The organism is Agromyces humi, from assembly GCF_009720255.1.
GTDB lineage: Bacteria > Actinomycetota > Actinomycetes > Actinomycetales > Microbacteriaceae > Agromyces > Agromyces humi.
In genome coordinates, this window is the sequence record NZ_WJSP02000092.1 from 1 (window position 1) to 11,122 (window position 11,122).

General features: G+C 69.6%; 13 protein-coding genes. 1 reads left to right on the plus strand and 12 read right to left on the minus strand.

Annotated elements, in window-relative coordinates; genetic code table 11:
- From GH736_RS09915 to infC, 11 genes are all read right to left on the minus strand, one after another.
- Positions 1 to 1,233, minus strand: a 1,233-nt coding sequence (locus GH736_RS09915; protein WP_162529550.1) for a phenylalanine--tRNA ligase subunit beta, incomplete at its 3' end; no start/stop codon positions are given.
- Between the two features lie 3 nt (positions 1,234 to 1,236).
- On the minus strand, positions 1,237 to 2,277 hold the full coding sequence (pheS, locus tag GH736_RS09920) for a phenylalanine--tRNA ligase subunit alpha (protein ID WP_159602715.1): 1,041 nt from the start codon (positions 2,275 to 2,277) through the stop codon (positions 1,237 to 1,239).
- An 88-nt stretch (positions 2,278 to 2,365) separates the two neighbouring features.
- Entirely contained in the window at positions 2,366 to 3,280 is a 915-nt protein-coding gene (locus GH736_RS09925; protein ID WP_159602717.1) for an amino acid ABC transporter permease, read from the minus strand.
- The gene (locus GH736_RS09930) at positions 3,277 to 3,924 is read right to left on the minus strand and encodes an amino acid ABC transporter permease (protein ID WP_159602719.1); all 648 of its coding nucleotides are present in this window, start codon (positions 3,922 to 3,924) and stop codon (positions 3,277 to 3,279) included. The genes GH736_RS09925 and GH736_RS09930 overlap by 4 nt, the downstream gene beginning before the upstream one ends.
- Positions 3,925 to 3,993: 69 nt before the next feature.
- Entirely contained in the window at positions 3,994 to 4,857 is an 864-nt protein-coding gene (locus tag GH736_RS09935; RefSeq protein WP_159602721.1) for a glutamate ABC transporter substrate-binding protein, read from the minus strand.
- Between the two features lie 52 nt (positions 4,858 to 4,909).
- Positions 4,910 to 5,698 carry an amino acid ABC transporter ATP-binding protein gene (locus GH736_RS09940; RefSeq protein WP_159602723.1) on the minus strand — a complete coding sequence of 263 codons (789 nt, stop codon included), beginning with the start codon at positions 5,696 to 5,698 and terminating at the stop codon, positions 4,910 to 4,912.
- Positions 5,699 to 5,766: 68 nt separating this feature from the next.
- On the minus strand, positions 5,767 to 6,579 hold the full coding sequence (locus tag GH736_RS09945; RefSeq protein ID WP_159602725.1) for a TrmH family RNA methyltransferase: 813 nt from the start codon (positions 6,577 to 6,579) through the stop codon (positions 5,767 to 5,769).
- Positions 6,580 to 6,617: 38 nt separating this feature from the next.
- On the minus strand, positions 6,618 to 8,009 hold the full coding sequence (locus GH736_RS09950; RefSeq protein WP_159602727.1) for a dihydrolipoyl dehydrogenase family protein: 1,392 nt from the start codon (positions 8,007 to 8,009) through the stop codon (positions 6,618 to 6,620).
- Positions 8,010 to 8,134: 125 nt separating this feature from the next.
- On the minus strand, positions 8,135 to 8,521 hold the full coding sequence (gene rplT, locus GH736_RS09955; protein WP_159602729.1) for a 50S ribosomal protein L20: 387 nt from the start codon (positions 8,519 to 8,521) through the stop codon (positions 8,135 to 8,137).
- A gap of 31 nt (positions 8,522 to 8,552) precedes the next feature.
- A complete protein-coding gene (gene rpmI / locus GH736_RS09960) occupies positions 8,553 to 8,747 on the minus strand; it encodes a 50S ribosomal protein L35 (protein ID WP_159602731.1) in 195 nt (64 codons plus the stop codon).
- A 54-nt stretch (positions 8,748 to 8,801) separates the two neighbouring features.
- Positions 8,802 to 9,422 (minus strand): translation initiation factor IF-3, encoded by a 621-nt coding sequence (gene infC, locus GH736_RS09965; protein WP_159602737.1) that lies wholly within the window; start codon positions 9,420 to 9,422, stop codon positions 8,802 to 8,804.
- Between the two features lie 271 nt (positions 9,423 to 9,693).
- Between infC and GH736_RS09970 the strand changes: the two genes are divergently transcribed.
- The gene (locus tag GH736_RS09970) at positions 9,694 to 10,044 is read left to right on the plus strand and encodes a DUF1844 domain-containing protein (protein WP_159602733.1); all 351 of its coding nucleotides are present in this window, start codon (positions 9,694 to 9,696) and stop codon (positions 10,042 to 10,044) included.
- A 50-nt stretch (positions 10,045 to 10,094) separates the two neighbouring features.
- On the opposite strand, the gene GH736_RS09975 is transcribed toward GH736_RS09970, so the two are convergent.
- Positions 10,095 to 10,871 (minus strand): DNA-formamidopyrimidine glycosylase family protein, encoded by a 777-nt coding sequence (locus tag GH736_RS09975; RefSeq protein ID WP_159602735.1) that lies wholly within the window; start codon positions 10,869 to 10,871, stop codon positions 10,095 to 10,097.
- Between the last annotated feature and the right edge of the window lie 251 nt (positions 10,872 to 11,122).

Below are 11,122 nucleotides of genomic sequence, written 5' to 3' on the forward strand. Positions count from 1 at the left end.
GTCGGCGGTGCCGCCGGCGAGGTCGGCCATCAACTGCGCGACGCGCGAGACCGCGGTGGCCGCGATCTCGGGGTCGACCCCGCGCTCGTAGCGCTTCGCCGCCTCGCTGGGCAGCTTGTGGCGTCGTGCCGTGCGGGCGATGGACACGGGATCCCAGTTCGCCGCCTCGATGAGGACGTTGCGCGTCGAGTCGTCCATCTCGGTCTCGGCGCCGCCCATGACGCCGCCCAAGCCGATCGGGCCGCGGTCGTCGGTGACGACGAGGTCTTCGACGTGGAGGGTGCGCTCCTTGCCGTCGAGGGTGGTGAGCTTCTCGCCCGGCATCGCCCGGCGCACCACGATGCCGCCCCGCAGGCGGTCGAGGTCGTACCCGTGGATCGGCTGCCCGAGCTCGAGCATGACGTAGTTCGTGATGTCGACGAGCACCGAGAGCGAGCGGATGCCGGCGAGCTTCAGCCGTGCGACCATCCACGGGGGCGTCGGGCGGGTGGGGTCGACGTCGCGCACGATGCGCGTCGCGAACACGGCCGAGCCCACGCGGCCACGGATGGGCGCCTCGTCGCGGATCTCGACGGGGAAGCCGTCGACCGTGGCATCCACTGCACCGGTCTGTTCGATCGGATCGCGGAACGTCGCGCCGGTCGCGTGGGCGTACTCCCGTGCCACCCCCCGGATGGAGAACGCGTAGCCGCGGTCGGGGGTGACGTTGATCTCGACCGCCGCGTCGTCGAGCCCGAGCAGCGCGATGGCGTCGGTGCCGACGGGCGCGTCGATGCCGAGCGTCGAGAGGCGCAGGATGCCGTCGTGGTCCTCGCCGAGGCCGAGCTCACGCGCGGAGGCGATCATGCCGTCGGACACGTGCCCGTACGTCTTGCGCGCCGCGATCGGGAACGGACCGGGCAGCACCGCGCCGGGAAGGGTGACGACGACCTTGTCGCCGACGAAGAAGTTGCGGGCGCCGCAGACGATGCCGTGCACCGCCTCGCCGCCGTCGGCCGCGGCCTCGCCCTCGGGCGCCACCCGCACCTGGCACCAGCGGATGGTCTTGCCGTTGGACTGCGGCTCCTCGACGAACTCGAGCACCTCGCCGACGACGATCGGCCCCTGGAGCTCGAACGTGTGCACGTCCTCCTCCTCGAGGCCGACCCGCACGAGGGCGGCATGCACGTCTTCAGGCGTCGTGCCCGGCACGAGTTCGACGTATTCGGCGAGCCAGCTGAGCGGCACTCGCATGTCCTAGACCACCATTCCGAACTGCTGGGAGAACCGGACGTCTCCCTCGACCATTTCCCGCATGTCCTGCACGCCGTTGCGCAGCATGAGCCCGCGCTCGATGCCCATGCCGAAGGCGAACCCCGTGTAGACCTCGGGGTCGATGCCCGCGGCCCTCAGCACGTTCGGGTGCACCATGCCGCAGCCGCCCCATTCGATCCAGCGCGGCCCGTCCTTGAAGGTCGGGTGCCAGAAGTCGAGCTCGGCGCTCGGCTCGGTGAACGGGAAGAAGCTCGGGCGCAGGCGGACCTTCGCCTCATCGCCGAAGATCGACTTGACGAAGTGGTCGAGGGTGCCCTTGAGGTGCGCCATGGTGAGGCCCTTGTCGACGGCGAGGCCCTCGAACTGCATGAACACCGGAAGGTGCGTCGCGTCGAACTCGTCGGTGCGGTACACCCGCCCGGGGGCGAGCACGTAGATCGGCACCTCGCGCTCGAGCATCGAGCGCACCTGCACCGGGCTCGTGTGCGTGCGCAGTACGAGGTGCGCCTCGGGCGGATCCACGAAGAACGTGTCCTGCATGGCCCGCGCGGGGTGGTCGGCGTCGAAGTTCAGGGCGTCGAAGTTGAACCACTCGCTCTCGACCTCGGGGCCCTCCGAGATCTCCCAGCCCATGCCGGTGAAGACGTCGCACACCCGGTCCTGCAGCAGGGCGAGCGGATGCCGCGCGCCCGGCCGGTACCGCGACGGCAGCGCCGTGACGTCGACCGCCTCGGCCGCGAGCTGCGCGGCCGCCTCGGCCTCGAGGATCTCGGCCTCCCGTGCCACGAACGCCTGGTTGACCCGGCCGCGGGCGCCGCCGACGAGCTTGCCGAGCGCGGCCTTCTGGTCGTTGGGCACGTTGCGGAGCTCGGCGTTCAGCTGCGCGAGGGTCGACTTCTCCCCCGTGTGCTCGGCGCGGACGGTCTTCAGCGCGGCGGAGTCGGCTGCCGCGGCGATCGCCGCGAGCGCAGCGTCGACGGCCGACTCGACGGCCTGCTCGGTGATTTCACGTGGCTCGGACACAAGGAACGAGTCTAGCGGGCGGTCAGGAGCGACTCCGGTCGATTCATCCGCCCTCGGACGTCGCCGGTTTCGACCCTGGCGGCCGTCGCTATGGCCCCTTGGACTCGCGCGCCGCAGCCGTCGCCTCGGCGACGAGGAGCGCCTGGCTGGCGTCCTCGGGGTCGAGCCGCTTGCCCGCCGACTGGCTCGAGGTGCGCTTCGAGAGCCAGCGCGCGAACCACGAGAGCAGCAGGTTCATCGTGAGGTAGAGCACGAGCGTCACGACGAAGAGCGAGAACAGGTAGCGGTTGCCGTAGAAGCTGCCGAGCACGTTCATGTTCGTGCGCAGGAGCTCGGTGTAGCCGACGATGTAGCCGAGCGAGGTGTCCTTCAGGAGCACCACCAGCTGGGCGACGATGATCGGCAGCATCTGCCGGAATGCCTGCGGGAACTCGACGAGCATCTTCGACTGCAGCGGGCGCATGCCGAGGCTGAGCCCCGCCTCGCGCTGGCCGCGCGGCAGGGCGGCGAGGCCCGCACGCAGCGCCTCGCCGATGAGCGCGCCGTTGTAGAGGCTCAGCGCGGCGACGACCGCCCAGAAGGCGCCGGTGTTCAGCACGAGCAGGATGAACAGCATCATCAGCAGCACCGGCATGCCGCGGAGGAACTCGAGCACGATGGTCGTCGGGATGCGGATCCACGCGACCTGCGAGCTGCGCAGCAGGGAGAAGACGATGCCGAGCGCGATGGCGAAGACCGAGGCGACGAGCGCCGCGCGCAGCGTGGCGAGCACGCCCTCGAACACGATGAACTGCCACACCTCGGGGTCGGCGAAGATGTCCCACCGGCTGGGGTCGAAGAACCCGGGAAGGGTGATGCCGCCGCTCTCGCGCGGCTGGGCGAGCGTCCAGATCATCCAGGCGACGCCCGCGAGGATCAGGATGCCCGCGATGATCGACGCGATCAGCGAGATCCGGCGCGCCTTGGGACCGGGGGCGTCGAAGAGGACCGATGAGTTGCTCATCGCTGCACCACCCACTTGCGCTCGAGCTGGCCGGCCAGGATCCCGAGCGGGATCGTGATCACGAGGTAGAGGGTCGCCGCGCCCAGCAGGATGGCGATCACGGCGTCGCCGTTCGCGTTCGCGAGCTCACGCGTCGCGGCGAAGAGCTCGAAGACGAAGAATCCGCCCGCCACCGAGGTGTTCTTGGTGAGCGCGATGAAGACGTTGATGAGCGGCGGGATGGTCATGCGGAAGGCCTGCGGCATCACGACCAGCCCCACCGTCTGGGTGAATCCGAGCCCCACGCTGCGGGAGGCCTCGGCCTGGCCGATCGGCACGCCGTTGATGCCCGATCGGAGCGCCTCGGCGACGAACGGCGAGGTGTACACCGACAGGCCGATCATGGCGGCCGTGACGTACGTGAGCTCCGAACCGAGGTACGGCAGGATGATCGCGCAGAAGAACAGCACGAGCGTCAGCGGCGTGTTGCGCACGAGCTCGGTGTAGACCGTGGCGAAGACCCGGAGCGAGCCCACGGGCGAGATGCGCATCGACGCGATGATCGTGCCGATGACGAGTGCCGCGATGCCGCTCACCACGAGCAGCAGCAGGGTCATCCTGAAGCCCTCGAAGTAGGTCGGCAGGTTCTCGATGACGGCGTCCACGAGTCTCCGTTCCGGTCGGTTGGGGGTGGGACGCGGCCCGGGACGATGGTCGCCCGGGCCGCGCTCCGATCAGTAGCGGTCGACGGCAGGCGGGTCGACGTAGGGCAGCACCGCTCCGGCGGTGGACTCCCACGCCTCCTCGTAGCGGCCGTCCTCGTACGCCTTCTCGAGCACGTCGTTGATCCACATGCGGAAGTCGGTGTCGTCCTTCGCGAGGCCGATGCCGTAGGGCTCCTCGGTGAACGGCTTGCCGACGACCTTGAACTCGCCCTCGTTCTGGGCGGCGAGGCCCGCGAGGATGACGTTGTCGGTCGAGACGGCGACGACCTGGCCGCTGCGGAGCGGCTCGAGGCAGTTGCTGTACGTGTCGGTCTCGATGACCTCCGCGCCGAGCTCCTTCAGGTTCGCTGCGGGCGTGGACCCGGTGACGGAGCAGACGGGCTGGCCGACGAGGTCTTCCTCGCTCTCGATGTCGTCGTTGTCGGCGAGCGTCAGGATCGACTGTCCGGCCATGTAGTACGGCCCGGCGAAGGAGACGACCTCCTTGCGCTTGTCGTTGATCGTGTACGTGGCGACGACGATGTCGACCTGGCCGTTCTCGATGAACGGCTCACGGTTGGCCGACACGGTCTCGGTCCACTCGATGTTCTCCTCGTCGATGCCGAGCTCGGAGGCGATGATCTTGGCGATCTCGACGTCGAACCCCTCGGGGTCGCCCGACGGGCCCTTGAGCCCGAACAGCGGCTGGTCGAACTTCGTGCCGACGGTGATCTTGCCCGCCTCGGACAGTTCGGCCATCCTCGTGCCGGCCTCGAACGTGGGCGCCGCCGAGGGCGTCTCCTCCGCCGTGTCCCCGCCGCCGCCTGCGCAGCCCGCGAGCACGAGCGCCGACGCGGCTGCGCCCGCGACGAGTGCGATTCTCATCCGTTTCATGTCTCTGCCTCTTCTCTCTGGGTGGTTCCTCGCCGCTCGTGGCAGCGCAGGTCTAGTGCTCGAGGATCTTCGAGAGGAAGTCCTTCGCGCGATCCGATTCGGGATGGTCGAAGAACTGCGCCGGTGCAGCCTCCTCGACGATGCGTCCGTCGGCCATGAACAGCACCCGGTCGGCCGCCTTGCGCGCGAAGCCCATCTCATGCGTGACGACGATCATCGTCATGCCGTCCTGGGCGAGCCCGACCATCACGTCGAGCACCTCGTTGATCATCTCGGGGTCGAGGGCGCTCGTCGGCTCGTCCATGAGGATGAGCTTCGGGTTCATCGCGAGCGAGCGGGCGATCGCGACGCGCTGCTGCTGGCCGCCGGAGAGCTGCGAGGGCATCTTCTTCGCCTGGTTCGCGACGCCGACCCGGTCGAGGAGCTCCATGGCCTTCGCCTCGGCGGCCTTGCGGGACTGCTTCTTCACGCGGATCGGGGCGAGCGTGATGTTCTCGAGCACGGTCTTGTGCGCGAAGAGGTTGAACGACTGGAACACCATGCCGACGTCGGCGCGGAGCTTCGCGAGTTGGGCGCCCTCCTCGGGGAGCCGCTCGCCGTCGATCGTGATGCTGCCGGAGTCGATGGTCTCGAGCCGGTTGATGGCGCGGCACAGCGTCGACTTGCCCGAGCCGCTCGGCCCGATCACGACGACCACCTCGCCTCGATTGACGGTGGTGTTGATGTCGTTCAGGACGTGCAGGTCGCCGAAGTGCTTCTCGACATGGTCGATGACGACGAGGGGTTCGCCGCGACGCACCGAGATGTTCGACGTCGGCGGCGCCGGCTGGGTTGGCTCCATAGTCCCCAAACTAGGGGGCGCGGCATCCGGCCGACAAGGAACGACGCGGCGGTTCGGTGCGTGGTTACCTATTCGTGACCAGCGCTGCGCTGCGCGAATGCGCTCTCGTACAGGCAGACGGATGCCGCGGTGGCGAGGTTCATCGACTCGGCGTGGCCGTAGATCGGCACGGTGACCACGCGGTCGGCGAGGGCGAGCTGCTCGTCGGGCAGTCCGCGCGCCTCGTTGCCGAACAACCAGGCCGTCGGACGCTCGAGGACGCCGTCGTGGCGGGCGGACAGGAGGTCCTCGCCCTTCACGTCGGCCGCCAGCACGGTGAGCCCGGCCGCCCTGGCCCGGTCGAGGACGTCCTCCAGCTCGGCGCCGACCGCGACGGGCACGTGGAAGATCGAACCCGTCGAACTGCGCACGACCTTGGGGTTGTAGAGGTCGACCGCGCGGCCGGTGAAGACCACCGCGTCGGCGCCCGCGGCATCCGCTGCCCGGACGATCGTGCCGGCGTTGCCGGGATCGCGCACCTCCTCGAGGATCGCGACGAGCTTCGGCGACGCGGCGAACACGTCCTTCACCGCCGTCGGGAACTGCCGGCACACCGCGATGAACCCCTGCGGCGTGACCGTGTCGGCCATCGCGTCGAGCACCTCCTCGGTGACGAACTCGACGTCGAGTCCCTCGTCGTCGGCGACGCGGGCGATCTCGGGGTGGCGTTCGACCGCCGATGGCGTCGCGTACAGCTCGACGACGAGGTGCGGCCGGAACCTCAGCGCCTCCGCGACCGCCTGCGGGCCCTCGAGGAGGAAGAGCCCGCTCTCCGTCCGAGCGGACTTCTTCGCGAGCTTGGCGACCCCTCGGACACGCGGGGACCTGGGGTTCTCGAGCATGCAGCAAGTCTATGGGGAGCCCTCGGGGCGACTCCGACCTACGCGGCGAGGAGTCGCCGCGCGGCGAGGCCGATCAGCGCACTGTACGTCGGGTACGCGAACTTCACGCTCGCGAGCGTCGCCACGTCGACTCCCGCCGCCATCGCCGTGGTCACCGACTGGATCACCTCGACGGCGTTCTCGCCGACCGCATGCGCCCCGAGGATGAGCTCCCGGCGGCGGTCGGCGATGAGCAGCAGGAAGCCGCGCTCGCGATCGTCGATGACGGCGCGTTCGAGCTCCGAGTACTCGACGCGGCTGACCACGCACCTCGGGTCGCGCTCCCGGCATTCGGGCTCGGTCAGCCCCACTCCGGCGTAGTCGGGGTCGGTGAATCCGCCGGCGGGGAGCAGGTGATGCGGCGTTCGGCGGTTCGCGCCGAGCACGGCGTTCTCGGCCGCGGCCTCCCCCTCGAAGTGCGCGGCCTGCACCAGCATGTCGCGGCCGTTCGCGTCGCCGACCGCGAAGACGTGCGAGACGGAGCTGCGGAAGTACTGGTCGACGACGATCGCCGAACGCTCGACGCGGACGCCGATCGCATCGAGCCCGAGATCGTCGACCCGGGCCGGCCACCCGGTCGCCATCACCACGGCGTCGAAGGCCTCGGCTTCGGGCGCGCCGGCAGCACGCCAATCGAGGTCGATCCGCCCGTCGTCGCGCCGGCGGAGCGCATCGACGCCGTCGATGCCGGTCCGGACGCGGATGCCGTCCTCCTCGAAGGCAGCGGCGACCGCCTGCGAGATCGAGGGATCCGAGGCCATCAGCACCCGCGGCGCGACATCGAGGAGCGTGACCTCCGAGCCGAAGGCGGCGAACACGGTGGCCAGCTGGGCACCGGTGTTTCCCGCGCCGATGACCGCCAGCCGGTCGGGGACCCGCGGGAGCTCGAGCACCTCGTCGGGAACGGTCGCGAGTTCGGTACCCGGAATCGGGAGGCGCCGGGAATGGCCGCCGACGCAGACGATGATCGAGGCCGCCTCGACGCGACGGCCGCTCTCGAGGACGAGCGTGTGCTCGTCCTCGAAGGCGGCCCGCCCGTCGAGCACGAGGTCGATACCGGCCTCGGCGAAGCGTTCCGCCTCGCGCTTGATCGACCGGACCCGGTCGACCGTGCTCCGCACCCGTGCGACGGTGGACGACCAGTCGATGCGCTGCCGGCTCACGGTGATGCCGTACTCGTCGGCCGTGCGCACCTCGCGCATCAGGCGCGCGGTCTTCGCGAGGACGCGCGTCGGCACGCAGCCGGAATTCACGCAGGTGCCGCCGGTGCGATCCGCCTCGAGCACGACCACGCTCGCACCCAGCTCGGCCGCACGCAGCGCCGCGGCCGTGCCGGCGGGCCCCGCCCCGATCACCGCCACGTCGTACACGTCGGTGGATTCCGCGCCCATCTGCTCTCCCGTCGTCGGCGTGCGTCCCGTCTCGACAGTCTGGCATCAGCGCGCCTCACGGCGCGGACACGACGAACGGCCCGGCACCACAGGGGTGCCGGGCCGTTCGTGACGGAGGACGCGCCTTACGCGGCGGTCTTCGGAGCCGAGGTGTCGGCCGGGAGCGCCTGCTTGGCGGTCTCGACGAGCGCGGCGAAGGTCGCGGGCTCGTTCACGGCGAGCTCCGCGAGGATGCGGCGGTCGACCTCGATGCCCGCAAGGCCGAGGCCCTGGATGAGGCGGTTGTACGTCAGGCCGTTCGCGCGCGAGGCGGCGTTGATGCGCTGGATCCAGAGGCGACGGAAGTCGCCCTTCTTCTTGCGACGGTCGTTGTACGAGTAGACGAGGGAGTGGGTGACCTGCTCCTTCGCCTTGCGGTACAGACGCGAACGCTGGCCGCGGTAACCCTCGGCGCGCTCGAGGATGACCCGGCGCTTCTTGTGGGCGTTGACCGCCCGCTTCACTCTTGCCATGACTCTGTTTCTTCCTTACGGGTCTCGCGGCTCAGCGGCCGAGAAGCTTCTTGATGACCTTGGCGTCGGGGGCCGACACGACCTTGTCCTGGTTCAGACGGGCCTTGCGCTTCGAGGACTTGAGCTCGAGGTTGTGGCGCATCCCGGCCTGCTGCTTCTTGATCTTGCCGCTGCCGGTGATCTTGAAGCGCTTCTTGGACCCGGAGTGGGTCTTCTGCTTCGGCATCTGGTTGTTCTCCTTGGTTCTGCCGCCAACTCGTGGCGGACGGGGGTGCTTGGCCTACGCCTCGGTGGCGTCGGCCGACTGCGACTCGGGCTCGTCCGGGGCATCCGCCGCCGGTCGCACCTTCGCCGCAGCACGCTGTGCATTCGCCTCGGCCTTCGCCTCGGACTTGTTCTTCAGGGGCGCGATGACCATGACCATGTTGCGGCCGTCGATCGTGGGGTTGTGCTCGACCGTGCCGAACTCCGCCACGTCCTCCGCGAAGCGCTGCAGGAGGCGGACGCCCATCTCGGGGCGCGACTGCTCGCGGCCCCGGAAGAGGATCATGGCCTTCACCTTGTCGCCGGTCTTCAGGAAGCCGACGGCGCGCTTCATCTTGGTCTCGTAGTCGTGCTTGTCGATCTTGAGGCGGAACCGAACCTCCTTGAGGATCGTGTTCGCCTGGTTGCGCCGGGCCTCTTTCGCCTTCTGCGCAGCCTCGTACTTGTACTTGCCGTAATCCATGATCTTGGCGACCGGAGGCTTGGAGTTCGGTGCGACCTCGACGAGATCGAGATCGGCCTCCTGCGCGAGCCGCAGGGCCACCTCGATCTTCACGACGCCGACCTGCTCTCCGCCAGGTCCCACGAGACGGACCTCGGGGACGCGGATACGGTCGTTGGTACGGGGATCGCTGATGCGTGTACTCCTCTACTCAAGCTGTTTCGCTCGACGGGAGGCGGATGCCGCCCGTCGACGAGAGCGGAAGATCCACGCAGGTTCGCACGGAATCACACCGGCAATCACTGCGGCACCCTGTCTACTCCCCCGCTGCTGGTCGCCCAGCAGCGTGGAAGCGGAGTGCAATCGACCCGGTAACCTTGATGAAGCGGTATGCGCGGGTGGGAGAATCTCCACTTTCGTACCGGGGACTGGCCCCGGGCCCGCAGTAGTCTAACAGAGGAAGTCCGTGAGCGACAGTTCAGCCGAGTCCACCGTCGAGGGCGCGACCCGTGACATCGCCGAAGTCCCCGCCGTCGAGATCATCACGACTGCCGCCGTGCACCTCATGAGCGCGGCCGCCGTGAAGGTCGGGCTCGCCGACGACCCCGACCAGCAGGTCGACCTCGACGAGGCGCGCAAGCTCATCAACGCCCTTGCAGGGCTGATCACCGCGGGAGCCCCCGAGATCAGCGACATGCACGCGCGGTCGCTGCGCGACGGCCTGCGTTCGCTGCAACTCGCCTTCCGCGAGGCGTCCGTCATCCCCGACGCCATCGGCCAGGGCCCGGGCGAGAAGTGGACCGGCCCGGTCTCCTGACCCCGGCGCTTCCGCATGCCCGGCCGTGACGCGGCCGGGTGCGCCGACGCTCATCGTTGGCAGTTCGGGCACCACCACGAGTCGCGCAACTCCACGTCGTTGCGCCCGAGCAGGCCGTGCTCGATGCGCGTGCCACAACGCCGGCACGGCTGCCCGGCGCGTGAGTACACCCACAGGCGTTCGCCGCGACGGTCGACGCCGGTCGTCGTGCGGGCGATGCGATCGCGGTTGGCTCGGATGACCCGCGACGCGAGATCGACGAGGGGCACCGCCTCCACCTCGCCGGCCGGCGTCGTCGGGCGGATGCCGCGGAGGAAGCAGAGCTCGTTGACGTAGACGTTGCCCAGCCCCGCGAGGTTGCGCTGATCCCCGAGCGCCACGGCGATGGGCACCTCGGGCGCCGCTTCGATGCGCCGCACCGCCTCGAGGGCGTCCCAATCCGCGCCGAGCAGGTCGGGGCCCAAGTAGGCGAGCCGGTCGGCCTCCTCCGCGGCCGGGAACACCTCGACCAGTCCGAGGTCGAAGCCGACGGCGACCGCGGTCGGGGTCTCGACGATCGCGCGGGCCTGCCAGGCGGGCCGGCGCCACTTCTCGCCGGGGCGGTGCACCCGCCACTCGCCCTCCATCTTCAGGTGGGTGTGCAGCACGGCGTCGCCGATGCGCATCAGCAGGTGCTTGCCCCGACTCGCCACGGAGTGCACCCGCTCGCCCGAGAGGTCGACCGTCGCGAACGCCGGCACCCGGATGTCGGTTCGGCTGACGAGCTGCCCGGCCAGCGCCGCATCGAGCCGGCGCGCCGCCTGGTAGACGGTGTCACCCTCTGGCATCGAACCGGAGCCCCCTCGGCGTCTCGCGGAAGCCCGCAGATCGCAGCGCCGGCTCGAGCACCGATCCGTAGACGACCTGTCCGTTGACCGTCTCGATGCGGAGCCTCGGCGAGCCCGCACGGCTGGGCTCGCACCGTTCGGCATGGAGAATGCCGATCCGGTCCAGGTTCGGCGTGGGATCCGCGGGACGCACGGCATCACCGACCACGATGTCGTGATCCTGTGGGCGGGCGGCGTCTGGGACTGGTTCG

What these genes read in the sequence shown, in the direction of transcription:
- rpmI (WP_159602731.1), bottom strand. Translation starts at nt 8,747, where the DNA reads ATGCCGAAGCAGAAGACCCACTCCGGGTCCAAGAAGCGCTTCAAGATC.
- GH736_RS09925 (WP_159602717.1), bottom strand. Translation starts at nt 3,280, where the DNA reads ATGAGCAACTCATCGGTCCTCTTCGACGCCCCCGGTCCCAAGGCGCGC.
- rplT (WP_159602729.1), bottom strand. Translation starts at nt 8,521, where the DNA reads ATGGCAAGAGTGAAGCGGGCGGTCAACGCCCACAAGAAGCGCCGGGTC.
- GH736_RS09950 (WP_159602727.1), bottom strand. Translation starts at nt 8,009, where the DNA reads ATGGGCGCGGAATCCACCGACGTGTACGACGTGGCGGTGATCGGGGCG.
- GH736_RS09975 (WP_159602735.1), bottom strand. Translation starts at nt 10,871, where the DNA reads ATGCCAGAGGGTGACACCGTCTACCAGGCGGCGCGCCGGCTCGATGCG.
- GH736_RS09935 (WP_159602721.1), bottom strand. Translation starts at nt 4,857, where the DNA reads ATGAAACGGATGAGAATCGCACTCGTCGCGGGCGCAGCCGCGTCGGCG.
- GH736_RS09945 (WP_159602725.1), bottom strand. Translation starts at nt 6,579, where the DNA reads ATGCTCGAGAACCCCAGGTCCCCGCGTGTCCGAGGGGTCGCCAAGCTC.
- GH736_RS09940 (WP_159602723.1), bottom strand. Translation starts at nt 5,698, where the DNA reads ATGGAGCCAACCCAGCCGGCGCCGCCGACGTCGAACATCTCGGTGCGT.